This window comes from Acinetobacter sp. YH12021 (genome assembly GCF_013420145.1).
GTDB classification, from domain to species: domain Bacteria; phylum Pseudomonadota; class Gammaproteobacteria; order Pseudomonadales; family Moraxellaceae; genus Acinetobacter; species Acinetobacter towneri.
In genome coordinates this window covers 73,751-97,187 of record NZ_VOYT01000004.1, presented here as the reverse complement: position 1 = coordinate 97,187, position 23,437 = coordinate 73,751, and the positions used below count along the sequence as shown (strand labels likewise).

Below are 23,437 nucleotides of genomic sequence, written 5' to 3'. Positions count from 1 at the left end.
ATTAGAGAGATTTTGCGAGTTTGGATAAACCAATTTTAATTGCAGTTTTCAACTGCGCAAGAATAGCTTTGCTCACAAACGGAACTCGCGCTTGTAGCTCAATGCTATACGTGACCAAGGTTTTGTGATCTGCCACTTGCTGAAATTCAATGGTACCCAAATGATGTTTGATCAATGGATTTTTAATGATTTTATATTCAATCCGCTGATTCGGTTCAAGCACGGTAATTTGCTCTTGCAAAGGTTTAATTGGCCCAATCCCCATACGACGCACCGAACCTACACCATCTGGACGTTCAGGGTCAGCAGAGTCTTTAATGCGCACCACTTGCATTGGTGCAAATGCAATATTATAAGTTACATGTTTAGAAAGTAATTCAAATACTTGCGCAACTGGCGCATTAAATTCTTTTTTAATTTGAATAGCGTGCATGGTTTGCCCTGATGATGAATGCTATGTTGTGTTTGATTTAGTTTAACGCAAATCAAGCCTAAAACTCAGAACTGGTTTTGATCATGGAGGTCATTTATCAACTATTGCTGCTTTTGTTGTTTCTTTTGCGCACGGCGCATCTTAAAAAAATCACTCAACTGGGCTGAACATTGCTGCTCTAAACAACCTGATTGATACTCAAAAATATGATTGTAATAGCCTGACTCTAAAAGCTTTCTAGCACTGATCAATGAGCCGGCTTTGGGTTCAGTTGCTCCAAATACCACACGTTTGATTCGCGCATGAATGAGCGCACCCACACACATGGTACAAGGCTCCAGTGTGACATAAAGCGTGGCATCTTCAGGTAAACGATAATTTTGAATATGATCACATGCTGCACGGATTGCCACAATTTCGGCATGTGCGGTTGCGTCGTGTAAGGAAATAGGCGCGTTATAACCCGCGCCAATCACTTGATTTTGACTAACGATGACAGCCCCCACAGGAATTTCCCCCTGTGCTGCAGCCAAAGCAGCCTGCGCATAGGCAAGCTGCATCCAGTCTTCATCACTATAGTTCTGTTCTGACATTTAAATATGAGTAAAAATCAATACGAATTAAATAATCTCGTATTGTTTCAATAACTCATTCCAGCTTTCAATGCTCGTCACAGGTGGATTGTCTGCAAAAATGGTTTTGAGCTGCACTGGCCCATTTTGCTGCCAAGCTGGTGCAAGGTCTTTATCGACCAAACGTGCGCGCACACCTTCGACAAAATCTGCGTGGCGAATTTTCCAGTCTGAAATTTGCGTTTCCAGTTCAAACACTTCATTCCAAGCGTGAACCTTCTTACCCCATTGCCATAGTAACCACGTTAAAGCTGCTGTAGTTGGTGAACCTTTTTGCAAGTTTTCACTGGCTTGACGTAACCAATCGCTACGTGCATCGCTTAGACCAATGATGGATTCATAATCACTTTCAAAACTCACACCACGGCACACGCTTTGAATCACATCCAAAGAATTCTGTAGCGGCCCAGGCCCTACAGGACGGTGCATGCTGTTCAAGGTATCATCAATGGCACGGAAGTCACCTGCAGGGTAATGATTCCAGTCAATATTAATGACTTTTTCTAATACAGAAGCGCGTTGTGCATCACAAATATGGGTTGCCCAACCAATACCATACGCACCTGCAGCAGTCATAATTGAACCCGTTAAACCTGTGAACAAGCCAATCGCACCACGGTCAGCCAAGAAACGAGTTGCCCCTACATCTGGGTATAAACCAATGTTAATTTCTGGCATAGCTAAACGTGAATACGGTGTCACCAAACGGAATGGTGCAGCCATAAATAGACCTAAGCCACCACCCATGACATAACCTTCACCCCACACTAAAACAGGCTTGGCATAGTTATGTAGCAACAAGTCCAACGCATATTCTTGCTCAAAGAATTTATTGGCAGTTGCAACCTCATCATTAATGACAAGCTGACGTAATTTACGCACATCACCGCCTGCACAAAATGCTTTTGGTGTGGTCGAATCTAGCCAAATTGCTTTTACGCTATCATCGGTATGAAAGTCTTCAAATACTGCCAATAATGCAGAAACAATAGATTCATCTAAAGCATGCAAAGATTTTGGGCGATTCAAACGTACAATGCGCCAACCGTTATTTGCTTCTTCGACAATTAAATCCGGATGATATTCTTTAGAAATGGGAGAATGTGTCATGCGTCCAGCTGCCAGTCTATAGGCTCAATGCCATTTTGTTTAAGATAATTATTTGATTTTGAAAATACTTTACATCCAAAAAAACCACCGCGGTTTGCTGCCAATGGGGATGGATGCGCTGCCTTCAAAATCAGATGTTTATTTGGATCTATACGTTGTCCTTTACGTTGTGCATACGCGCCCCACAAAATAAACACAATATGCTCACGTTGTTGATTTAACACATCAATCACATGATCTGTAAAATCTTCCCAACCCTGCTTTTGGTGCGAGGTTGGTTGTCCTGCTTCTACCGTTAACACGCTGTTGAGCAGCAATACCCCTTGCTCTGCCCAATGGGTTAAATCACCGTGTCTTGGAATAGGCACACCTAAATCTGTATGTAACTCATGGAAAATATTACGCAAAGATGGTGGCAATGCAACCCCTCTTTGTACAGAAAAACTAAGTCCATGTGCCTGATTAGGTCCATGATAAGGGTCTTGCCCAATAATCACGACTTTCACCTGATTTAAAGGCGTGGTATTTAGAGCATTAAATATCAGTGAACTTGGTGGATAAATCACCTTATTCTGTTGTTTTTCCTGCAACAAAAAATCGCGTAGCGCATCCATTTGTGGACTCAATAAAAATTCAGCTAGATTGTATTTCCAACTCTCATCTAACTGAACTTTATTTAAGCTCGCATATTGCTGCTCAGTAAAAGACATACCGCTATCAATCCTTGTTGATGTCTAATGATGTGATTTAAAGTTTAACTTGTAACTCGACATTCGGGTTTTGGAATGTCATCCCCTGTTTTAATTTTTCATACATTTGTGGGTCTGACCATTCTGTCTGTACTTGCTCAGAGAAATGAATTTGATCCAGACTTAGCAATCCCATCTGCGCATTTTCAATATCTTCCAAAAAGCTTTGTGCATAGCCTGTATCAGTTTCATGTACAATCACAGAATAGACTTCTACATCACCTTCCCCATTTTGTGTGATGGTTGATGCCAAAACTTGTTGTGCCAAATAAAAGAAAATACGTGAAAACTGCTCTGCTGATGGCGATACTGGTAAAGATACCCAACGTGCGCTGAACGTTTTGCAGGCTTGAATATATGCAGGGTCATCCTGCTCCCAAAAACAAATGGCATGATCGAAGGCATCAAATAATTCTTTGATTACACCTTTAAGCAAACCAAAGTCATACACCATTTGTCCATGATCAAGTTTTGAAGCTTTCAGTAATAATTCTACTTTATAGCTATGACCATGAATCGAGCGCTTACAGCGGTCTGAAGTGCAATTACGCACAATATGCGCATTTTCAAACTTAAATAACTTTCGAATTAACATGGGTCTTAACGTCATCAAAATATTTGGGGGATATTCTTTTTAATTATAATGCAAAACGTGAACAATAAGCCAATTTTAGCCCGCAGATTGCCAGACAAAAATCGTAATGATCAGTTTCAGTACAGATATGCAATGCATTTGCATCCGAATAACAGCAACTAAGTCAAGGTTAATGCTAATACTTAAAATGGCGCCAGACTTCGCCCACTGACATTGACAGATTTTTCGCTACGCACCAAATCACTGCTAAATTGACGTTTGCGCTCGCCCAATACCACTTCAATTTTGGCTTTAAAATAATGGGATTGCACACCCAATAAACTTGTAAATTCATTGCGTATCGCGCTATCGACAGCTTGAAAGCCATCTAACTCCCACAAAGCATTTACATTGCTAAAGTGCTCTAAATTGGCATTACGACGATCAAGTAGATTTTGCACAGCAACCACATCCAATTTTTCATCAAAGCTCGCCAAAACTAAAGCAGGTGCGGTATTAATATTGATAGTGGTATCCCGTTTTGGCAAGGCACTCACATAAGGTGCAATTTGCTGATACTTCGTACCTTCAAAACCACGGACTTGTTTTAATTCTTCTGCGCTGTGAAATAAGCTATTGGGCGGTAAATAAGGAATTGGCAAACCTTGGTAATAACTCGACTCTGCACCCATTGCACCACTCGGCTCATCATCTGCATCTTGCCAGTCAATCACGGCTTCACTTAATTGAGCAGGTAGCCCAACACGCTGCAATAATTTTTCAAAATATTTTTTTGCTTTTTCGTTTACTTGATCTTCGGTTGTCAGCAAACTATTTAAATTAAATTTCCCTGACTCATCTTGCAGCACGCCCGATACATAACCATCTTCGACTGGAAATGGCGGCATCGGTTTTGCCCAGTTCTCTTGTAAATGATCAACTTGACCAGCATTTTCAGCATCATCTTGCAGTAATTCTGCAAAAAATACTTCGGCACTTTTGGCATATAACAATGCCTGATTTTGACGCATCAAATACGCGGTATTTTCACTGGTGTACATTTGCCGCTTGGCAATGGTCGCTGCCAAAATCGTGGCTAAAGCAACCAACATCAAAATCGTAATCAAGGCGATGCCTTGTTGTGATTTGATGATGCTACCTAAGCGCTGAGTCGATTTCGAATACATTGCCATTGTGCCTTTAATTGTCTTTCTTCTTTAAAAAATCAGTCTGCAATAAGCTAAATATCCATTCATATTGCACGTCACGCACGGTTAAATTTATTTTTATTCCTTTCGGGAGTAGCCTTAATTGTTCAGTTTGCTGAGGATCAATATTGCTTTCAGGCCAACTACTTAATTCATTTGGATTCAATACCATAATCTCAAAGGCTTCAACTTCATCCAACATCACGCTCGACTCAGGCTGATCATTGCCCGTTTGATGCAAATTACGATATTTTAAACGATACAATTTTTTTTCATCGGCACGATATTGATATTCAACACGCTCATGGGGTGAAATACCCTGCTGCAAAGGATCGGTCACCCCTGTTTTACTGAAATTAAAGCGTCCATTTTGTAAAACTAAAGCAGGTTGTTGCTGCCCTTTAACATTGGCCGTTAATGGAACAGCCTGCATCGTGTCACGTAAAATTTGTTGATAGCTTTCTTGCAACTGCTCTAAATTGGCTTCATGCATCGCATTGCGATCTTTGACTTTGGCGAGATAATCAAATACTTTCCAACCCAAAGCAGACAGCACTGCAAAAATTGCAATAGCGACTAGCAACTCAACTAAAGTGAAGCCTTTCTTTGTACTCATGATTGCTGCTCACGGGCATTAAAAAACACCAAAGAAGTCACTCCTGCTTCAACTTGTCCTGTGTCTTGATTATATAAACTGATTTGAAGATCGACACGTTGCACATTCGGACTAATGGTTGGCTGTGTGGACTTGTCAATTTGCCATGTTTCGCCCTGTTGTGTCACTTGCTTTGACTCTGTTCCACTTAACCATTGCCGATTCATTTCCATCAATGCCACTTCATTCAAAGCCACAAATTGTGCTTTGGTTCTTAAAATTGCATTGGCGGTGGATTGGGTATATTGCATCGCCACTTTGGTCATTGCCATAGCTGCTGTTGCAAAAATTGCCAAAGCCACCATAACTTCAAGTAGTGTAAATCCTTTAGCTTTCATGGATTTTTCCTAAATGATCGACCTCTATTTCCGCACCTACAGGACGCTGTTCTAAATAGAACTGAATACGCACAGGTTTGGCTTCACCATTGCCCAGCCAAATCAGTGCGGGTGCATTACCTTGCAGCAACTCACTATTGTTAGCATTTGGATAGCTTTGTTCTAAAGATAAAATTTGGATAGAAACTTGTTCAGGCAACGTTCTGCTTTTAAATTCGCCATAGTTTTGCCATTTTTGATTATTTTGCAGGCTTAATTGTTGTTCTGTGGCATAAGGCTGATATTCCAACACATCATAACGCGCAGCTGAAACATCGGTTGCTTGATGCAAATTGAGTGCAAAAATACGCGCTTGATCATTGGCTTCACGATTCAGTTTACGCAAATCCAATAAAAACACTTCCCGCGCCTGCATGGCTTTACGCTGATCAACACCACCGATATTCATTAAAACCAGCGATGCCATAATCGCCATAATGACTATCACCACCATCAATTCAATGAGCGTAAAACCGCGAACCGAAGATAGTGGTGTGTTCATAGCGTATTAATTCAATTGCTCGAAAGATTGTGCTTGTTTGGGCATCGCCAACGCTTGATCGATATAGGCCACACGTAAAGTATCCCGGGAACCTAAATAACGCTGATAGAAACTTGAGTTTAAAATGGCTGCCGCACCATGCGTAAGTGCCCAAATTGAAGCCAGATAATCACGCACTTCCATCTGACTATTAATAGATTCCAAATATTGTTCAGTCATACGGATAATGATGCGTAATCGGCTTTTACGAACCTGATATAGTTCACTAAACAACAAGCCAATGCCAACACCCGTTGTAGAAAGGCGTTCTTCAATTTGATGAAAAAGCACAGTACGTTCAGGATGATGTAAGTGATGCAGCATAAAAAATGCTAGATGTTCAGGAAACTGTTTTTCCGCATCTTTAATCATTTCTAGCAACATGCGCTCATTACGAATAATAAGCAACATATATAGTTCATCTTTACTTTGAAAGTGTTTATATAGAGTACCTTTGGCCAAATCCAGTTCTGCTGCCAAAGCATCAAGGGTCATTCCTGCTTCACCATTTTCCAAAAGCAACTGCTCTGCCACTTGGAAAATTAACGTTTCTCTTGCTCGAAACTGAGCCTGACGATCCATCTTCACCCGATAAACTCTCTTTTCACTATTCAATCAATTGAAATTTTTAATATATCACCAGAACATTAAATTTTTGCATCATTCCACCATGCAAATTAATGTCCTTTGAGCAGGTTTTCAAAGTTTTGTGTTGTTATGAAAGCCATTTCCTCTAAGGACTTATCATATACATCACTTAGGGCTTTGGCTACATACGGAACGTATTTTGGCTCATTTGTCTTACCGCGATATGGCACAGGTGCCAAATATGGACTATCAGTTTCAATTAAGATACGGTCTAAAGGTACTTGCTTAGCCACATCACGTAAATCTTGCGCATTTTTAAAGGAAACAATGCCTGAAAACGACACATAATAACCACAATCTAACACCGCTTTGGCGGTTGCCCAGTCTTCAGTAAAGCAATGTAATACACCATGCGTCGATTTTTCCGCACGGATAATATCTACTGTATCTTGCTTGGCAGCACGGGTATGTACCACCACAGGTTTTTTTACAGCTTGTGAAGCATGAATATGCCGTGCAAAACAGGCTTTTTGCTCTGCGACAAAATCGGTACTGTGAAAATAGTCCAAACCTGTTTCGCCCAAAGCCCAGACTTTGTCTGCTTGTGCTAAAGCAATCAGTTGCTCGGTGGTGGCGCGTGCCATATTTTCAGCGTTTTCACAAGGATGCACACCCACGCTATAACCGACATCGGCATGACGTGCTGCAATTTTTGACAATGCAATATGATCGTCTAAATCGACAGAGATACCCATAATTTTAGACACCCCCGCTAGGCGTGCCTGAGCAATTGCTGCGTCTAAGTCACCATCATAAGGGCTTAAATCCAGCATCGTTAAATGACAATGTGTATCTACAAACACGATTTTTTCCTAAAAGCAAACAACCTACATAGTGTAACTGTTACGGTTGTCAGACTTAAGCCCCGCAAGGATTCTTTCGGCTTCAGATTTGTAATAAACGCCTTTTTCACCGCTCAGTTGAATGCCAAAGCCCTGCAATTTAATGCCATTTTGCTTTTGCGAAATCCAGATGACTTTTCCTGTAAGTGGAATTTTTTGTGATTGTTCAGGCAAAGTTGCAAGTACGAAGATTTCTTCACCCATTTTTACAGGTTGTTTTGAGGGTACAAATAAGCCACCACCCACAACGTATGGCATATAACTTAAATATAGCGTTTCGACATCAGGAATATTGGCCTGAATAATACCGCCCATACGTGGTTGCATCATGTTCCCCTTAAATATTCATTAACTTAATACATAATTGATCAAGCACTAGATTACTTTGCACGTTTTGCTCAAGCATTGGCTTGGCTTGCTGTAATTCTGCATATAAACCAAACAGACTTTCTAAGTCATATTGTTCAGCCAAATGCTGCAAAGCGGTGCTTAAATCCAAATTTTTAATGCTTTGATTTAGCTTGACACAAATTAAATCACACAACAAGTATTCAAACATCTGACTAAAATCAGTAAAGCTCAGCGCCTTGTTCCACTTGGTTGCGATTGCCATCGGCATATTTTTTTGCGTCACCAGTTTATACCAGTCTTTCAGAAAATCTGTACGCTGTTCTAGCCATTCCACCTGAGCCAACTGCAAAGCCTGCAATGGCATTTGATTAGACAAATTCATCAACAATTGCTGTTTGTTCGCATCTAAATCGGGCAAATGCTGCTGCAAATATGCCGTAGCCTGTGCAGCATCAATACGGTCTAAAGCAAAATGCTGCAAACGGCTACGAATGGTTGCAGGTAATTTAAGATAATGATCTGCCAGCAAAATAATCACGATGCGATCACCCGGTTCTTCGAGGGTTTTCAGCAACGCATTGGAAGATGCAATATTTAAGGCTTCAGCAGGTTCAATCACAATCACCCGCCAGCCATCTACCGTTTGCTGGACAAAAGGTAATAAATCACGGATCTTCTCGATCTTAATTTTCGCGTTTTGCTTTTTATTCTCTTCATCGGTGCTGATATAGACATAATTCGGATGTGTATCTGATTTTAACCACTGACAACTGCTACATTCACCACAAGGCTGTGACTGCACATCACGCTGTTGGCATAAAATCCAAGCCACAAATTGCTGTGCAAAGGCTTCTTTACCACAACCCTGTTTGCCAAAAAACAATAAACCATGCCCCATTTTGGGAAATCGCCCTGTCAGGTTTTCCCAAACTTGTTGCTGCCAAGGATATACTTGTCCAATTACATCACGTTGCATGGTCGGTGATTCACTTACTCAAAATGGGCAATATCCATTGCATTTAAACGGTCTAAGTCTGCTTGGGTATCTACACCCGGTGGTAAATTGGCTTCTGCAACTGCAATGGCAATACGATGTCCATTTTCCAAGACACGCAATTGCTCTAGGCTTTCCAGCTTTTCCAATGTTCCCATTTCCCAAGTCACATATTCTTGCAGCAATTCCACACGGTACGCATACAAACCTAAATGGCGATACGCATGTGCATGCAATTGTGGTGTCGCTGCTTTCGCACCATCGCGGTCATAAGGAATCGTGGCACGGCTAAAATACAAAGCCTGATTGTGTTTAGACATGACCACTTTAACAATGCTGTCGCGAGTAAATTCATCTAGTTGCTGAATCGGCTCACATAGCGTAGACATCGAGCATTCAGGTTGAGCTTCTAACAACTGCGCCACTTGTTGCACCAATTGCGCAGGCAAAAGTGGCTCATCGCCCTGCACATTGACGATAATATCGTTTTTATCCCAACCTTTAATGCGCGCCACTTCACTTAAACGATCTGTACCTGATGGATGGTCTGCCGAAGTCAGCACTACATCTACACCTTCGGCACGGCATAATTCTGCAATACGAGCATCATCGGTCGCCACACACAAGTCATCAAAACCTGCCACTTTTTTTGCCTGATCAACCACACGTAAAATCATGGCACGACCATGAATTTCCAGTAAAGGTTTGCCTGGCAGGCGTGAACTAGCATAACGTGCAGGGATAACAATGTGCTTCATAATTTTCCTTATCATGGTCTTTCAGGCAGGTTTAAACCCAATTGTTTCAATTGTTGATGTAAGGTGACATAGCAGGCCGATGACAATACTGCATCTACAGGTACAACCCAAATTTCGCGCTGAAAATCTGGATATTGCTTTAACAGGGGCAATAACTTGACCGCATCTTTTTCTGTGGTAATCATCGGTTGCGAGTCTTCAAACTGCAAATCGGTAATTTCATAGTCATGGTGGTCTGGAAACTCATGGCATTGAAATTGGGTCACACCCATCGACTCTAAAGTTTTATAAAACCGCTCAGGAAAGCCAATGCCCACGACAGCATAAAAATTTTGGGTCGGATCAAAAATTAATTCTTGTGCGGGATGCAATAAGTATGGCGCTGCAACGGCCAAATGCATATTTAATTCAGAACTCGGTTGCGCTGCATGTTCAATCACCGTGGCATGCTCTAATCGAGATTTTGGTTCACGCAAATAACCTTCGGGCAATATTTTCTCGTTACCCAAACCACGATTATTATCTAAAACAATCCATTCCAATTGACGGTTTAAAGCCAAATGCTGCAAACCATCATCACTAATAATTAAATCCAATTCATGCTGTGCAAGTAACAATTCAATACTTTTTTGACGATTTGGCCCCACAGCCATCGGTACGCCTGTAGATTGCACAATCAAAGTCGGTTCATCGCCCACTACGTCAACATTAGCGTCAATGCTGACATAGGCTGGAAATGGGCCTTTTCCGCCATAACCACGGCTAATCACGCCAACACGAACATCTAAACTTTGTAGATATTTGACCAAGTGAATCAGCAAAGGGGTTTTGCCGCTGCCACCCACAGTAATATTGCCAATCACCATCACAGGTACGGGCGCGGTATAAGCGGTTTTAATACCTGAACGATATAAGTTTTGATTGAGCAAACTCACGCCACGGTACAATAAAGACAAGGGCCTAAGCACAACCAGCCATTTGGCCTGTTGCTGCCAAGCGTCCTGAATAAATTGTGCCAAAGACATGAGTTAATGTTCCTCGAAGTTACGTTGATGCAACTGGAAGTACGCGCCTTTTTGCGCTATGAGTTCCTGATGAGTTCCTTGTTCTAAAATACGCCCCTGATCCATCACCACAATACGGTCAGCATTTTCAATGGTAGATAAACGGTGTGCAATGACAATGGTGGTACGGTCTTGCATGGCCGCATCAAATGCACGTTGAATAAAGTATTCAGATTCATTGTCTAAAGCACTGGTGGCTTCATCTAAAATTAAAATCGGTGCATTTTTCAAGATTGCACGTGCAATGGCAATACGCTGTCGCTGACCACCCGACAAATTCAAACCTTGCGCACCTAATGCTGTGTCGTAGCCTTGCGGTAAAGCCATAATAAAGTCATGTGCATAAGCCGCTTTGGCTGCAGCAATCACTGCTTCATCACTCGTACCTTCAAGCTGACCATAGGCAATATTTTCACGCACCGTACGGTTAAACAATACCACTTGCTGATTGACCATAGCAATTTGTGAACGCAGGCTATTCAGCTCAATGTCACGAATATCATGCTGATCAAACAAAATTTGCCCTGAAGATACTTCCTGAAAACGTACCAACAGATTGACCAATGAGGTTTTACCCGCACCTGAACGACCGACCAAAGCCACTGTCTCGCCTGCTTTGACATCTAGATTGAAATCATGAATGGCATGGTGTCCATCGGAATACACCAAATTCACATTTTTAAATTGCAAATTGCCTTTTAGGTCTGGTGTAAGCGTCCCGTGATTGTCTTCTTCAGGCATATCGAGCAATTCAAAGACTGAATGTGCTGCTGCCAAGCCGCGTTGTAATTTTTCATTAATATCGGTAAGGGCTTTAATTGGTTTGCTCAACATACCTGCGGCAGTAATGTAGGCTACAAACTCGCCTGCTGAAATATCACGTAGAATTTCTGGGCGTAAGGCAATCCAGATAATAATTGCCAAAGCAATGGACATAATGAACTGCACCACAGGGCTGTTCAATTGCTGCACTGCCACCATCTTTAAACCACGACGCAGGTTTTCTAAAGAGTTTTCTTTAAATCGGCTTTGTTCATAGGTCTGACCACCAAAACCTTTGACGACCAAATTACCATTCACCGTTTCTTGCACCACGTGGTTTACATCCCCCATGGTGTCTTGTACTTGAATAGATAAACGACGCATGCGTTTTGCAGCTTTACGAATCAGCAAGCCAATTAATGGGCCAAATACCAATATACATAAGGTCAAACGCCAGTTGGTATACAGCAAATAGCCGAGCAAGCCGAGTGTAATCAAACCCTGTTGTACCAATGTACGCAGCGATTCTGTAGATGCAGCGGTCAACTGCTCTACGTTATACATAATTTTGGCAGTAATGTGCCCACTGGTATTATCTAAGTAATACTGTGCAGGTAAACGCAGCAATTTAGCAAAGACTTCCTGACGGATATTGAATACCAAATTACGTGAAATCACTGCGGTATAGTAACCGCCAATAAAAGTTCCCAAACCACGGAAAAACATCAGTGCAATGACTAATAGCGGAAATAGTGTGGTGAAAGATTGGTCACGCTCCTGAATGGCATTAATAATTTTTTCCAAGAGTTTTGCCACAGATACTTCTGTGGCTGCATTAATGGCGAAACCGATAATCACCAAGATTGCCAAGCCCCAAAATGGGAGCAAATATCTCAGAAGACGGCGATAGACCTGTAAATCCTTCTTCACTAATAACCTCGAGTTGGGACTTTCGTACTGATATTGATGTTGACGAAACCAAGTTGTCCTGCGACATCCATCACTCGAATCACATCTTGATGAGTGGCTTTGGCATCTGCAGCAATGATAAACATTAAATCGTGTCGATCTTGAGAAATTTGTTTAATTGCTGTGCTTAAATCTGCCACTTCCTTAGTCGAAAGTGCCTGACCATTGACAGAATAATGCCCTGAAGAATCTACCACGACTTCAATTTTATGTTCATAAGATTTTGGTGGTACGCCTTGCGCATCTGGCAAAGTTAAATTCATACGGCTAAATTGGTTAAATGTGGTCGAAAGCAACAAAAACACCAAGATGAACAGCAAACAGTCAATCATTGGGGTCAGGTTAATATGAATATCTTCAACTTGCGAGCGTTTGAATTTCATAAACTCACCTTAGCTTACTTTTTTCACATCTTGCACATCCGCATCAAGCTGATGAGGTTGAGTCTGATGAAATAATCCTGCGTGAAACAAAGTCGCTTGCTGCTCTAACTCAGCAGTATATTCTTGCACCAAACGCTGAAAATAACGATAGGCAAATAAGGCTGGAATTGCAATTAACATACCTGCAGCAGTGGTAATTAAGGCTTTAGAAATCCCTGGAATCATTAAGGTTGGATTACTTGCACCCACATCAATCACTAAAAATGATTCAATAATCCCAAGCACTGTACCCAATAAACCCAATAATGGCGCAACTGCACTGAGCGTACCCAAGAAGTTGATATTTTTTTCTAAATAACCAATTTCTTGTGAAGCTGTCGCTTCCATTTGTGCACGCGCATAGTGTTCTGATTGTTGTTTGTTACGCGCACCCGCCTCAAAAATACGGCCTAATGTACTGTTTTTTAAGTTGGCACTTTGATTCAGTTGTTGCAACACAGTCGCTAAACTTTGCCCGCGGTTGAGCAACAACGCATTGGGCAAAATACCTGCTCTCTTTAAACGCATAAAACGCTCAATGGTAATTGCAACGGTAAATACCGAGCACAATACCAACGGCAGCATCAGCCAGCCACCTGCTTTTACCAATTCCCACATTCGCTTTTCCCCAATAAAATACGAATTAAAATTAATCGGACAGGCAAATATTTAAAATACCATCCAGCTCTTCCAGAGAGTGATAACTGATGGTCAATTTGCCCTTACCTTGCTTGTTATAATCAATTTTAACATCTGCACTAAAACGCTCAGAAAGACGTTGCGTGAGTTGTTGAATATCAGGCGCAATAGCCGTTTTCGGCTTTTCTTGTTTTGGCGCATTAAAGTCACGTACCAACTGTTCGGTTTGACGTACCGATAAATTCTTTTCAATTACATGCTGCGCGACTTTGAGCTGATCTTTAGCTTTCAAAGTTAAAATAGCACGTGCATGACCCATATCTAGCAAGCCTTGCTGCATCAACTCTTTAACAGGCTCAGCCAAAGTGAGTAAACGCAATAAATTACTGACCGTGGTACGTGCTTTACCTACTGTTTCGGCAATTTCCTGATGACTCAAGCCAAACTCATCGTGAAAGCGTTGTAACGCCATTGCCTGATCAATTGGGTTGAGGTCTTGACGCTGAATATTTTCAATTAATGCCAAAGCAATCGCGACCTGATCGGTCAAATCACGCACAATTGCAGGAATTTCAGTTAAACCTGCCAACTGTGCAGCACGCCAGCGACGCTCACCTGCAATAATTTCATAAGGATGTTGTTCGTCATCTATCGGACGAATCACAATTGGCTGCATTACACCATGTTTTTCAATAGATGCCGCCAGTTCCTGCAAATCTTGTTCTTGAATAAAACGACGCGGTTGATATTCACCACGTTTTAATAAATAGACATCAATTTGTTTGAGCTGACCATGATCTAAAGATTGCACTTCAAGTTGTAATTTTTCTTTCTGGATTGACCCCAATAAGGCATCCAAACCACGACCTTTGGCTAATCCGCGTTTTTTTGTGGTCATGCTTTACTTCCTTTTTTCACTTTGCTTTTTTTCAACATTTCAGCTGCTAAATTCAGGTAGGCAACTGCACCCTTTGAGCTTTTTTCAAAATAAATGACGGGTAAACCGTGTGCAGGCGCTTCTGCTAAGCGCACATTGCGCGGAATCACGGTATCGTATAATTTTTTACCAAAATAGTGTGATAATTCTTCAGACACGTCACGGGTTAAGGCATTACGCGCATCATACATGGTACGCAATACGCCAATAATTTCTAAATCAGGATTGAGTGCTTGTTGAATACGATCAATGGTTTGTGTCAGGTCTGCCAAACCTTCAAGTGCATAATATTCGCACTGCATTGGAATGATTACACTTTGCACTGCTGCTAAAGCGTTTACTGTAATTAAGCTTAAACTTGGTGCACAGTCGACAATAATATAATCAAAGTCTTTGGCAACTTCTTGCAAGGCATTGCGCAAAATAAACTCACGCCCCTCTTGCTCAGCAATCACCAATTCAACCCCAGCCAAATCACGATTGGCACCCAAAACTTTATAACCAACTTCTGCCTTGCTAATTGCAGTTTCAATCGGCACTTCGCCCAACAATACATCGGTCACTGAATACAGCAAATCATTTTTTTGAATGCCTGAACCCATGGTGGCATTGCCTTGTGAGTCCATATCGACCAATAAAATGCGCTTTTTCAAAACAGCCAAAGATGCTGCCAAATTTACTGCGGTTGTGGTTTTTCCGACACCACCTTTTTGGTTCGCAATCGCAATAATTTGTGCCATGATCACCCCAGTCCTTTGAAAATTAGATACGTTTTAATAAAAGTAAATGACGTTGTTCGTCTAAGCGCGGAACTTTAAGCTCGATAATTTCACAGCTGAATTCATCTTTCAATGCCTCTACTTCATCGGCAGGAATCAAACCTTTCATAGATGCAATAATACTTTGCTCATGCATAAATGGTTTTGACGCGGCTACAAAGTCAGTTAAAGATGCAAAAGCACGACTGGTAATTACATCAAACTGACCTAACTCGCGGATGCTGTCTTCATTTTCAACACGGGTCTGAACTGCCACGACGTTTTTCAGTTTTAAATCGGCAATAAACTGTTTTAAGAAACGAATCTTTTTACCATTCGAGTCCAATAACACGCAATCGCGCTCAGGCTGACACAAGGCAATAATCATGCCCGGCATACCACCGCCAGTACCAATATCCAGTAAACGACCTGCAGGCAAATCTTTGAGGATGCTCAGACTATCTAGCAAATGCTTCACTAGCATTTCTTTCGGGTCACGAATTGCAGTGAGGTTGTACGCTTTGTTCCATAGCACCAAAGCATCTTGGTATTTGAGTAATAAATTTAAAGCCTCATCACTGAGCTCTAAACCTAAAGCCTGACTACCTTGCTTGAGTTCCTGAAAAAACGAATGCATCACAATTCACATCTCGAAAAAGTTAATGGAAGTATACCGATTTATAGTTGCAGTCATAGGGGCGAATGCTTAGTGAATATGCACTTAAGCGTACACACCCTGCTGAATTTGTTGATCTAGCGTATTTAATCGTTCAGGAGTGCCAACATCCACCCAAACACCCTGCAATTTCTGTGCAGAAATTTTTTCTTGCTGCATGGCTTGTTTGAGCAATGGCGCAAGCGGACGTTTGCCCGATTCCAAACCGTTAAACATTTGCGGATGCATCACCGCCACGCCACTATAAGTCAGATTTTCACCTGAGCGTGCTTGCTCAAAAGTATAGGCTTTGTTTGCAGCCAAAGTGAAATCACCTTGCGGATGCTGCACAGGGTTTTCCACCAAAACCAAATGTGCCAAGTCGTCTTGAAGCTGCACATTTAATAGTGGCGCAAAATCCATGGTGGTCCAAACATCGCCATTCACCAATATAAAAGGTTCATTGCCCAATAATGGCAACGCATTGATGATGCCACCTGCAGTTTCTAAGCCTTCGCCTTCATGCGACCACAAAATTTTCACACCAAATTGCGAACCATCACCCAAAGCATCTGCAAGTTTTTCACCCAACCATGCCGTATTGATGACAATTTCCTGCACACCCATCTTTTGTAATTTTTCGATGTGCCACACAATTAAAGGCTTACCACCGACTTCCAATAATGGCTTAGGTGTATGCAACGTTAAAGGACGCATACGATTACCCATGCCTGCAGCAAGAATCATGGCTTTCATTTAGGCAACCACCTCATACTGACCATATTTGGCTGTAAATTTTGGCATTACTGTCGTGTGAATAAAGTGCATAAATGGTTGTAATTCTGGATAAGGTTTACTTTCTTCAAGTAAATACCACATTACGCGCGGTAAATCCTTGAGATAACCCGATTTACCATCACGCTCAAATAAACGCACAAAAATACCTAAAATTTTGATATGACGCTGAATCGCCATCATATCGGCATCTTTTTTAAATTGTTCAAAATCACGGTCTTGCTTAGATGCTGCCGGCAACAAGTCATAAAACATTTTAAACCAGCGATACACACGCTCAGCATTCCACTGTACATAAGCATCACGCGTAATTGAAATCAGGTCATAGGTGTCTGCACCAATCACTGCATCCTGAAAATCGATTACACCTAGCTCGGTATCATCATTAATTTTCATTAAGTTACGACTATGAAAATCGCGATGCACAATCACTTGTGGCTGAGCCAAAGCGGCATTGGCCAAAATTGCAAATGTACGTTTAATTAATGCACTTTCTTCAGCCGTTGGCTGAATCTGTAAGGCAGGCAATAACCAATCGGTGAGTAACTCCATTTCACTGATGAGTTTGTCATAGGAATATTCAGGGAAATGTGCCGTACCATCAATATCTTGTAATTGAATTAACTGCTTAAAACACTGCGCATAGTAGTCATCTACAGTCTGATCATTCAGCAAGGTAGATAATAAGACATCACCAAAATCTTCAAGCAACAAAAAGCCTTGTGTCAGGTCTTTGGCTACAATTTTTGGCACGCGCACGCCATGGGCAGCAAAAAATTCATCAATCGTCACAAAAGGACCACAATCTTCTTTTTCTGGTGGTGCATCCATGAGCATAAATGTTTTATTATTCAACTTGATTCGTGCGTAACGACGAAAACTTGCATCGCCTGCTAAAAAATGAGTTTCAAATTGATCTGAACCAAGTACAGATGTTATCCATGTTTGTATCAATTGTTCGCGTTGTGTATTCATTTGCAATAAATTCTAATACAGGCTGAGTTTTTAAAGTGCTAAGTGTAGCTACTTCTGCGCTTTTTCTCTATGATGCGACAATAATTAATTGCGATTAAGCATTCTTGGTTGATGAGATAAATGAAGCATCAGTTTAAATTTAATCCTTTAGCGACTGCGGTCTTAACTCTGTTATGTGGTCACTCTGTTTCCAGCTATGCGCAGACCACAGATCAGACTTCATCTGTCACAAATTTCAATAACCAACAGCTTAAACACACCATTCAGGAAGCTTATCCTGGGCAGCAGTTCTTTGAGCAATATTATGTTGATAAAGCTGCACCTGAAGCACAACAACAATTTGGTCACAGCCAAAGTTCTGCCTATTGTGAGGGTGCGTGGCTAACGCCGATCAGCTCAGGTACTGTTGCGGTAGATGCTGCAAATGCCACTTCTACAGTGACTGCCGATTATGGGCACTATGACCCAAATGGTGATTCAGTCTTAGAAGGCAACGTGGTGATTGACCAAGAAGGTCGTCAAATTCGTGCCGATAAAATTACCATTGATCAAACTCAGACCTTTGCCAAAGCCGAAGGTCGGGTACAAATGGCGCAAGCGGGTTTACTGGCGCAAAGTGATGAAATTAATTACAACCTAAAAACCCAGCAAGGTGACTTAAACAACAGTTTTTATATTGCCGAAGAACAACATGCACACGGCATGGCAGAAAAAATTGCACGCACCTCAACCAATACGATGGTGCTGAATAATGCCACTTACAGTACTTGCCCGCCTGAACAAGCCCCGACTTGGAAAATTCAAGCCAATGAAATTAAGCTGAATCAGGAAACGGGACGCGGTGAAACACGCGGCACCAAATTGTATGTGAAAAATGTACCAGTTTTAGCTGTACCCTACTTCAATTTCCCAATTGATGACCGCCGTACCACAGGTATTTTGACCCCAAGTTTTGGTTTTACCAATGATGGTGGTGTCGAGCTGTCTGTGCCTGTGTATTTAAACCTTGCACCGAATTTTGATGCAACCGTTAGCCCGCGTTATATTGCCGATCGTGGCGCGATGCTAGAAGGTGAATTCCGTTATTTAACTGAAAATTTTGGTTCAGGTAAAATTTGGGGCGGTTATTTAGCATCGGATGCCAAATATGATGACCAAGACCGTAAAGACTTACATTTTTTACACGGCTGGCAAATCAACGAACAATTTTCAACCAACTTAGAATATAACTATGCATCGGACAAAGACTACTTTGCCGATTTAAATAACAACCCGAACTCTAAAACCGACCTAAATTTACGTCGTGCTTGGGAGTTGAATTATCGTAACGGCATACCGGGTTTAAAAGCACAGCTCAAAGTTGAAGATTTCCAAACCCTGGATAAGACGATTCCATCTGTGGATCGCCCTTATGCACGCCTACCACAATTTTTATTGAACTATAAAACGGGCAATCCTCAAGGCTTCCAAGTCGAATTTAATAACGACACAGCTTACTTCAAAAAAGATCTAGCTGCGCAAGATGGGGAACCAAGTGGTACGCGTATTTATAATGACTTTGCTGTGCGTTACAACTACCGCAACCCGTGGTCATTTGTAATTCCTGAAGTATCGTTACGTAACATCAACACCTTCTATGACAAAGATACCCTAAATACGTATAAATCTTCAAGTAAAAGTGAGTCAGTTACTGTTCCGCAATTCACTTTAGATACAGGGATTACCTTTGAAAAAGATGGTCGCTTCTTGCAAACCATCACCCCGCGCGCGTTCTATGCCTATGCACCGTACCGCAATCAAAACGACCACCCGAATTTTGACTCTGCAACCGCTTCTATTAATTATGACCAGTTGTTCAGTCCAAACCGTTTCTATGGTCATGACCGTTTAGAAGACAACAACTTTTTGTCTTTGGGTTTAAGCTATAGCCTGTTTGATGAAATTGGTTTAGAACGCCTTAGAGCAGGAATTGGTCAAAGTTTTTACTTTGAAGATCGTCGTGTCACGTTGGATAATACCGAAGACGAATTTAATACGGAAAACCGTACTGGGCCAATTGTGAGCTTAACCAGTCAGCTAAGTCAAAACCTCAGTGTGGGTGCCAATGCTGCTTGGATGTCTAATGGCGACAATGCTCAGCGTAATGTAAATCTGCTTTACGCTGGCGATCAGGGTAACTTATATAACTTTGGCTATATTAACCGTCGTTATATTCCAAACCGCCAAGACCATTATGATCAAGTGGTTGCATCATTCATTCAACCCATTCACAACAACTGGCGTATTTTAGGTCACGCACAATATGACTTAGATAACAGTGTGGCACGTGAGTATTTACTGGGTGTAAATTACGAATCATGCTGCTGGGGTATTTCAGTCTATGGTCGCTCTTACTATAACGACTTGGACGATGTGACAGATGCAGGTGTTAAACCAAAACGTGCCATTATGGCAGAGCTAAATTTAAAAGGTTTAGGCAGTTTCAATAATAAACTTGCTTCTTTGCTTGAAAACCGTATTTTAGGTTTTAATAAAATTAATCAATCTTGGACACAACGTTAATGAAAACAGAACAGTTAAAACGATTTTTAAAAGCATCTACCTTGGCACTTTACATGACAGCAGCGCTGCCTGCATTTGCTGCGAATGATCAAATTGTGGCTGTAGTTGACAATAGTGTCATTTTAAAAAGTGATTTAGCGCAAAGCGTGGTTGAACTCAAACAACAACTTGAGATGCAAAAGCGCCCTGTTCCACCACAACACATTTTAGAACAACAAGCTTTAGAACAACTGATTGTACGCCAAGCGCAATTAGAGCAAGTCAAACGCTACAACATTAAAGCTGATGAAAAATCTTTAAATGAAGCAGTTTTAAAAGTTGCACAGCAAAATGGCGCAAACAGCCTAGAAACTTTTCAGCAAAAATTAGATAAATCTGCACCAGGCAGTTATGCGTTTTTACGTAACCGTATTGCTGAAGATTTGGCAATGAATCGCTTACGTCAGCAAGTCGTAATGTCACGTATTCAAATTAGCGACCAAGATGTTGATAATTTCCTGAAAACACCACAAGGTCAGGCTGCCTTAGGCAATCAAGTACATATTTTGCATGCGCGTGTTTCTGGAGCAGAAAATGCCGCACAAGTTGCGCAACAAGTCAAAGCTGAATTGGCGCAGAACAATGACATTCAAGCCATTAGTAAAAAATATACAGGCAATGGTGTAACCGTTCAGTCTGCAGACATGGGTTTACGTAACTTGACCGATATTCCCGCGGAACTTGCTGCACGTATTACGCCATTAGATGTGGGGCAAACCAGTGAACTGATTGAAGTCCGTGATGGTATTCATGTCGTAAAATTACTGGAGCGCAAAAGTACTGAGCAACGTGCACTAGTTCCACAATATCAAACTCGACATATCTTGATTCAGCCAAGTGAAGTCGTAAGCCCTGAAAATGCGAAACACATGATTGACAGTATTCACAACCGTTTAAAAGCGGGTGAAGACTTTGCAACCTTAGCAGCGACGTTCTCTAATGACGCTGGCTCTGCACGTGATGGCGGCAGTCTAGGCTGGGTGAATCCTGGCGTGATGGTGCCAGAATTTGAAAATCAAATGAAAAATACTGCAAAAGGTGAAATTAGCGCACCATTCCAAACCCAGTTTGGTTGGCATGTACTGCAAGTGACCGATACACGCCAGCAAGATATGACTCGTGAATACCAAGAACGTATGGCACGTCAAATACTAGGTGAACGCCAGTTTGATACTGAATTGGATAGCTGGTTACGTGAAACACGTAACAATGCTTTTGTAGAAATTAAAGACCCAAGCTTAGACCGCAAGAAAAACTAAGCTTAAGTTTTCTGCTATTTCCCAAATTAAAACCAGTGTAGCAACACTGGTTTTTTATGCTTTTTTACCATATGCACTTCATCTTAGCCACTACCAAAATACGACTTTGATAAAAAAACCATAGACATAAAAAAACCTCTCATTTCGAGAGGTTTTTTAAGAAGATCAATTAACGGTTGTTATCGTCTTCTGAAGATTCTTCAAATTTAGAATCGTTGTCAAAACCGCTTGCAGACTGACCACCGAAGCCACCTTGACCGCCAAAGCCGCCACCTTGACCACCGAAGCCACCTTGACCGCCGAAGCCGCCACCTTGACCACCGAAGCCACCTTGACCACCGAAGCCGCCACCTTGACCACCGAAGCCACCACCTTGACCGCCGAAGCCGCCACCTTGACCACCGAAGCCACCACCTTGACCACCGAAGCCGCCACCTTGACCACCAAAGCCTGCGCCTTGACCGCCTGCTGGTGCACCCGCTGGACGTGGATTACGTGCAGGAACAACTGTAGAAATTGCATGTTTGTAAACCATTTGGCTTACCGTGTTTTTCAATAAAACAACATATTGGTCAAAAGATTCAATATGACCTTGTAGCTTGATACCGTTCACAAGGAAGATAGAAACAGGAATACGTTCTTTACGGAGAGAATTTAAGAACGGATCTTGTAAAGTTTGACCTTTAGACATGTTATAACTCCAAAAATAATTAAAAATCAGCGCAAAAACTATCTTTATTTTTCAATTAAAAATTATAAAAAAGACAGTGTGTAAATTTTGCTTTATCCGTACCAGTTTCGCAAGTCTTCTTGAGCCTGCTTTATCGTAAAATATGTGTGAAATTTATGCGATTCTTGCAACGATCTGAGCCAAGTATATTGACGTTTCGCAAGTTGTCGTGTTGCGAATAGCGCCTTATCCTCCATTTCCTGCATTTTTCCGCGACTTTCATCACCTTTTTGTAAAAACTCTAAAGCTTGACGATAACCGACAGAGCGCATGGAAGGTAAATTTGCATCTAAATCGTATTTTTCAATAAGATGACGCACCTCATTTAAAAAACCCATTTCCCACATGATCTCTAAGCGTTTTTGAATACGCTGATGTAATTCTACCCGATCAGGCACTAAGGCGTGGTTATGAAAAGTGTAACGATATGGTACATTTTTAGGTTGTTCTGCTTGCAGTTGGGTAATTGGTGTGCCTGTTAATTTATAAACTTCCAAAGCACGAATAATACGTTGCTTATCGGACACTTTAAACTTTTGTCCCGCCAATGCATCTACCGCACATAATTCTGCATATACAGCCTCCCAACCTTCACGCGCGGCTTTATCTTCAATTTCAGCACGTACTTGGTAATTGGCACTGGGTAAATTTGAAGATAAACCTTCAAGCAATGCCTTAAAATACAGCATGGTTCCGCCCACTAAAATTGGGGTTTTGCCACGCGCATGCATATCGTCAATCAAGGCGCAGGCATCTTCGACAAATTGTGCAGCAGAATACACTTCAAGCGGGCTGATAATATCAATCAAATGATGCGGATAACGCGCCTGTTCCGCTTTAGTTGGTTTGGCTGTACCAATATCCATATCTCGATAAACTAGCGCAGAATCGACTGAAATCAGCTCAAAATGCCCCATTTCATACAGCTCACATGCCAAAGCAGTTTTACCGCTTGCAGTTGGTCCCATTAAATTGATGACCGGCAATTGATTTGACATG

At 41.6% G+C, this 23,437-nt stretch carries 27 protein-coding genes; 2 read left to right on the top strand and 25 right to left on the bottom strand.

The features are described 5' to 3' along the window. Position 1: 1 nt before the first annotated feature. The 23 genes from FTT91_RS05595 to FTT91_RS05485 form a co-directional block, all read right to left on the bottom strand. A complete protein-coding gene (locus FTT91_RS05595; protein ID WP_180169115.1) occupies positions 2-433 on the bottom strand; it encodes an SRPBCC family protein in 432 nt (143 codons plus the stop codon). A 101-nt stretch (positions 434-534) separates the two neighbouring features. After that, complete coding sequence (gene tadA, locus FTT91_RS05590; RefSeq protein WP_004976782.1) at positions 535-1,026, bottom strand: tRNA adenosine(34) deaminase TadA; 492 nt, start codon at positions 1,024-1,026, stop codon at positions 535-537. 27 nt (positions 1,027-1,053) lie between these two features. After that, positions 1,054-2,175: an enoyl-CoA hydratase/isomerase family protein gene (locus FTT91_RS05585; RefSeq protein ID WP_004976784.1), complete on the bottom strand. Its 1,122-nt coding sequence runs from the start codon at positions 2,173-2,175 to the stop codon at positions 1,054-1,056. Further along, positions 2,172-2,885, bottom strand: a complete 714-nt coding sequence (gene ung, locus FTT91_RS05580; RefSeq protein WP_004976786.1) for a uracil-DNA glycosylase — start codon at positions 2,883-2,885, stop codon at positions 2,172-2,174. The genes FTT91_RS05585 and ung overlap by 4 nt, the downstream gene beginning before the upstream one ends. A gap of 37 nt (positions 2,886-2,922) precedes the next feature. Then, on the bottom strand, positions 2,923-3,519 hold the full coding sequence (locus FTT91_RS05575) for a 6-carboxytetrahydropterin synthase (protein WP_104851897.1): 597 nt from the start codon (positions 3,517-3,519) through the stop codon (positions 2,923-2,925). A 182-nt stretch (positions 3,520-3,701) separates the two neighbouring features. Then, a complete protein-coding gene (gene gspK, locus FTT91_RS05570; RefSeq protein WP_180169114.1) occupies positions 3,702-4,685 on the bottom strand; it encodes a type II secretion system minor pseudopilin GspK in 984 nt (327 codons plus the stop codon). Between the two features lie 13 nt (positions 4,686-4,698). Beyond that, positions 4,699-5,322 carry a type II secretion system minor pseudopilin GspJ gene (gspJ, locus tag FTT91_RS05565; protein ID WP_178318415.1) on the bottom strand — a complete coding sequence of 208 codons (624 nt, stop codon included), beginning with the start codon at positions 5,320-5,322 and terminating at the stop codon, positions 4,699-4,701. Next, on the bottom strand, positions 5,319-5,699 hold the full coding sequence (gspI, locus tag FTT91_RS05560) for a type II secretion system minor pseudopilin GspI (protein WP_004976793.1): 381 nt from the start codon (positions 5,697-5,699) through the stop codon (positions 5,319-5,321). The genes gspJ and gspI overlap by 4 nt, the downstream gene beginning before the upstream one ends. Then, on the bottom strand, positions 5,689-6,240 hold the full coding sequence (locus FTT91_RS05555) for a prepilin-type N-terminal cleavage/methylation domain-containing protein (RefSeq protein WP_004976794.1): 552 nt from the start codon (positions 6,238-6,240) through the stop codon (positions 5,689-5,691). Before FTT91_RS05555 ends, gspI begins: the two co-directional genes overlap by 11 nt. 6 nt (positions 6,241-6,246) lie before the next feature. Continuing rightward, positions 6,247-6,861 carry a TetR/AcrR family transcriptional regulator gene (locus FTT91_RS05550; RefSeq protein ID WP_096901168.1) on the bottom strand — a complete coding sequence of 205 codons (615 nt, stop codon included), beginning with the start codon at positions 6,859-6,861 and terminating at the stop codon, positions 6,247-6,249. Between the two features lie 95 nt (positions 6,862-6,956). Then, positions 6,957-7,730, bottom strand: a complete 774-nt coding sequence (locus FTT91_RS05545; RefSeq protein ID WP_180169113.1) for a TatD family hydrolase — start codon at positions 7,728-7,730, stop codon at positions 6,957-6,959. Between the two features lie 24 nt (positions 7,731-7,754). Next, the gene (locus tag FTT91_RS05540; protein ID WP_026438361.1) at positions 7,755-8,096 is read right to left on the bottom strand and encodes a PilZ domain-containing protein; all 342 of its coding nucleotides are present in this window, start codon (positions 8,094-8,096) and stop codon (positions 7,755-7,757) included. A gap of 10 nt (positions 8,097-8,106) precedes the next feature. Further along, complete coding sequence (locus tag FTT91_RS05535) at positions 8,107-9,096, bottom strand: DNA polymerase III subunit delta' C-terminal domain-containing protein (RefSeq protein ID WP_180169112.1); 990 nt, start codon at positions 9,094-9,096, stop codon at positions 8,107-8,109. A gap of 14 nt (positions 9,097-9,110) precedes the next feature. Next, positions 9,111-9,872, bottom strand: coding sequence for a 3-deoxy-manno-octulosonate cytidylyltransferase (gene kdsB, locus FTT91_RS05530; RefSeq protein WP_004976805.1), 762 nt, complete (start codon positions 9,870-9,872; stop codon positions 9,111-9,113). 11 nt (positions 9,873-9,883) lie between these two features. Further along, entirely contained in the window at positions 9,884-10,897 is a 1,014-nt protein-coding gene (gene lpxK / locus FTT91_RS05525) for a tetraacyldisaccharide 4'-kinase (RefSeq protein WP_004976808.1), read from the bottom strand. Between the two features lie 3 nt (positions 10,898-10,900). Next, positions 10,901-12,628 (bottom strand): lipid A export permease/ATP-binding protein MsbA, encoded by a 1,728-nt coding sequence (gene msbA / locus FTT91_RS05520; protein ID WP_180169111.1) that lies wholly within the window; start codon positions 12,626-12,628, stop codon positions 10,901-10,903. Continuing rightward, complete coding sequence (locus FTT91_RS05515; RefSeq protein ID WP_180062205.1) at positions 12,628-13,050, bottom strand: biopolymer transporter ExbD; 423 nt, start codon at positions 13,048-13,050, stop codon at positions 12,628-12,630. Before FTT91_RS05515 ends, msbA begins: the two co-directional genes overlap by 1 nt. Before the next feature lie 9 nt (positions 13,051-13,059). Beyond that, positions 13,060-13,707 carry a MotA/TolQ/ExbB proton channel family protein gene (locus FTT91_RS05510; protein ID WP_180169110.1) on the bottom strand — a complete coding sequence of 216 codons (648 nt, stop codon included), beginning with the start codon at positions 13,705-13,707 and terminating at the stop codon, positions 13,060-13,062. Positions 13,708-13,738: 31 nt separating this feature from the next. Next, the gene (locus FTT91_RS05505) at positions 13,739-14,626 is read right to left on the bottom strand and encodes a ParB/RepB/Spo0J family partition protein (RefSeq protein ID WP_180169109.1); all 888 of its coding nucleotides are present in this window, start codon (positions 14,624-14,626) and stop codon (positions 13,739-13,741) included. Further along, positions 14,623-15,405 (bottom strand): ParA family protein, encoded by a 783-nt coding sequence (locus FTT91_RS05500; protein ID WP_096901175.1) that lies wholly within the window; start codon positions 15,403-15,405, stop codon positions 14,623-14,625. Before FTT91_RS05500 ends, FTT91_RS05505 begins: the two co-directional genes overlap by 4 nt. 22 nt (positions 15,406-15,427) lie before the next feature. After that, the gene (gene rsmG / locus FTT91_RS05495; RefSeq protein WP_131261485.1) at positions 15,428-16,060 is read right to left on the bottom strand and encodes a 16S rRNA (guanine(527)-N(7))-methyltransferase RsmG; all 633 of its coding nucleotides are present in this window, start codon (positions 16,058-16,060) and stop codon (positions 15,428-15,430) included. A gap of 84 nt (positions 16,061-16,144) precedes the next feature. Then, the gene (gene murU, locus FTT91_RS05490; protein ID WP_131261486.1) at positions 16,145-16,834 is read right to left on the bottom strand and encodes an N-acetylmuramate alpha-1-phosphate uridylyltransferase MurU; all 690 of its coding nucleotides are present in this window, start codon (positions 16,832-16,834) and stop codon (positions 16,145-16,147) included. After that, entirely contained in the window at positions 16,835-17,848 is a 1,014-nt protein-coding gene (locus FTT91_RS05485; RefSeq protein ID WP_131261487.1) for an aminoglycoside phosphotransferase family protein, read from the bottom strand. It lies immediately after the preceding gene. A 120-nt stretch (positions 17,849-17,968) separates the two neighbouring features. Here FTT91_RS05485 and FTT91_RS05480 point away from each other — a divergent pair, with 120 nt between their 5' ends. Together FTT91_RS05480 and FTT91_RS05475 are read left to right on the top strand one after the other, a co-directional pair. After that, the gene (locus FTT91_RS05480) at positions 17,969-20,410 is read left to right on the top strand and encodes an LPS-assembly protein LptD (protein WP_180169108.1); all 2,442 of its coding nucleotides are present in this window, start codon (positions 17,969-17,971) and stop codon (positions 20,408-20,410) included. Beyond that, on the top strand, positions 20,410-21,708 hold the full coding sequence (locus FTT91_RS05475) for a peptidylprolyl isomerase (protein WP_180169107.1): 1,299 nt from the start codon (positions 20,410-20,412) through the stop codon (positions 21,706-21,708). Before FTT91_RS05480 ends, FTT91_RS05475 begins: the two co-directional genes overlap by 1 nt. Before the next feature lie 169 nt (positions 21,709-21,877). Here FTT91_RS05475 and hfq read toward each other — a convergent pair whose 3' ends face one another. Continuing rightward, complete coding sequence (gene hfq / locus FTT91_RS05470; protein ID WP_180169106.1) at positions 21,878-22,399, bottom strand: RNA chaperone Hfq; 522 nt, start codon at positions 22,397-22,399, stop codon at positions 21,878-21,880. Between the two features lie 92 nt (positions 22,400-22,491). After that, positions 22,492-23,436, bottom strand: a complete 945-nt coding sequence (gene miaA / locus FTT91_RS05465; protein WP_180169105.1) for a tRNA (adenosine(37)-N6)-dimethylallyltransferase MiaA — start codon at positions 23,434-23,436, stop codon at positions 22,492-22,494. Between the last annotated feature and the right edge of the window lies 1 nt (position 23,437).

Excerpts from the sequence above, each read along its gene's own strand:
- FTT91_RS05505 (WP_180169109.1), bottom strand. The coding sequence starts at position 14,626 with ATGACCACAAAAAAACGCGGATTAGCCAAAGGTCGTGGTTTGGATGCC.
- FTT91_RS05555 (WP_004976794.1), bottom strand. The coding sequence starts at position 6,240 with ATGAACACACCACTATCTTCGGTTCGCGGTTTTACGCTCATTGAATTG.
- FTT91_RS05540 (WP_026438361.1), bottom strand. The coding sequence starts at position 8,096 with ATGCAACCACGTATGGGCGGTATTATTCAGGCCAATATTCCTGATGTC.
- ung (WP_004976786.1), bottom strand. The coding sequence starts at position 2,885 with ATGTCTTTTACTGAGCAGCAATATGCGAGCTTAAATAAAGTTCAGTTA.
- gspI (WP_004976793.1), bottom strand. The coding sequence starts at position 5,699 with ATGAAAGCTAAAGGATTTACACTACTTGAAGTTATGGTGGCTTTGGCA.
- FTT91_RS05575 (WP_104851897.1), bottom strand. The coding sequence starts at position 3,519 with ATGTTAATTCGAAAGTTATTTAAGTTTGAAAATGCGCATATTGTGCGT.
- hfq (WP_180169106.1), bottom strand. The coding sequence starts at position 22,399 with ATGTCTAAAGGTCAAACTTTACAAGATCCGTTCTTAAATTCTCTCCGT.
- FTT91_RS05485 (WP_131261487.1), bottom strand. The coding sequence starts at position 17,848 with ATGAATACACAACGCGAACAATTGATACAAACATGGATAACATCTGTA.
- tadA (WP_004976782.1), bottom strand. The coding sequence starts at position 1,026 with ATGTCAGAACAGAACTATAGTGATGAAGACTGGATGCAGCTTGCCTAT.
- lpxK (WP_004976808.1), bottom strand. The coding sequence starts at position 10,897 with ATGTCTTTGGCACAATTTATTCAGGACGCTTGGCAGCAACAGGCCAAA.
- FTT91_RS05510 (WP_180169110.1), bottom strand. The coding sequence starts at position 13,707 with ATGTGGGAATTGGTAAAAGCAGGTGGCTGGCTGATGCTGCCGTTGGTA.
- FTT91_RS05550 (WP_096901168.1), bottom strand. The coding sequence starts at position 6,861 with ATGGATCGTCAGGCTCAGTTTCGAGCAAGAGAAACGTTAATTTTCCAA.
- FTT91_RS05475 (WP_180169107.1), top strand. The coding sequence starts at position 20,410 with ATGAAAACAGAACAGTTAAAACGATTTTTAAAAGCATCTACCTTGGCA.
- FTT91_RS05500 (WP_096901175.1), bottom strand. The coding sequence starts at position 15,405 with ATGGCACAAATTATTGCGATTGCGAACCAAAAAGGTGGTGTCGGAAAA.
- FTT91_RS05515 (WP_180062205.1), bottom strand. The coding sequence starts at position 13,050 with ATGAAATTCAAACGCTCGCAAGTTGAAGATATTCATATTAACCTGACC.
- murU (WP_131261486.1), bottom strand. The coding sequence starts at position 16,834 with ATGAAAGCCATGATTCTTGCTGCAGGCATGGGTAATCGTATGCGTCCT.
- gspK (WP_180169114.1), bottom strand. The coding sequence starts at position 4,685 with ATGTATTCGAAATCGACTCAGCGCTTAGGTAGCATCATCAAATCACAA.
- FTT91_RS05480 (WP_180169108.1), top strand. The coding sequence starts at position 17,969 with ATGAAGCATCAGTTTAAATTTAATCCTTTAGCGACTGCGGTCTTAACT.
- gspJ (WP_178318415.1), bottom strand. The coding sequence starts at position 5,322 with ATGAGTACAAAGAAAGGCTTCACTTTAGTTGAGTTGCTAGTCGCTATT.
- FTT91_RS05595 (WP_180169115.1), bottom strand. The coding sequence starts at position 433 with ATGCACGCTATTCAAATTAAAAAAGAATTTAATGCGCCAGTTGCGCAA.
- rsmG (WP_131261485.1), bottom strand. The coding sequence starts at position 16,060 with ATGCATTCGTTTTTTCAGGAACTCAAGCAAGGTAGTCAGGCTTTAGGT.
- FTT91_RS05535 (WP_180169112.1), bottom strand. The coding sequence starts at position 9,096 with ATGCAACGTGATGTAATTGGACAAGTATATCCTTGGCAGCAACAAGTT.
- FTT91_RS05585 (WP_004976784.1), bottom strand. The coding sequence starts at position 2,175 with ATGACACATTCTCCCATTTCTAAAGAATATCATCCGGATTTAATTGTC.
- miaA (WP_180169105.1), bottom strand. The coding sequence starts at position 23,436 with ATGTCAAATCAATTGCCGGTCATCAATTTAATGGGACCAACTGCAAGC.
- kdsB (WP_004976805.1), bottom strand. The coding sequence starts at position 9,872 with ATGAAGCACATTGTTATCCCTGCACGTTATGCTAGTTCACGCCTGCCA.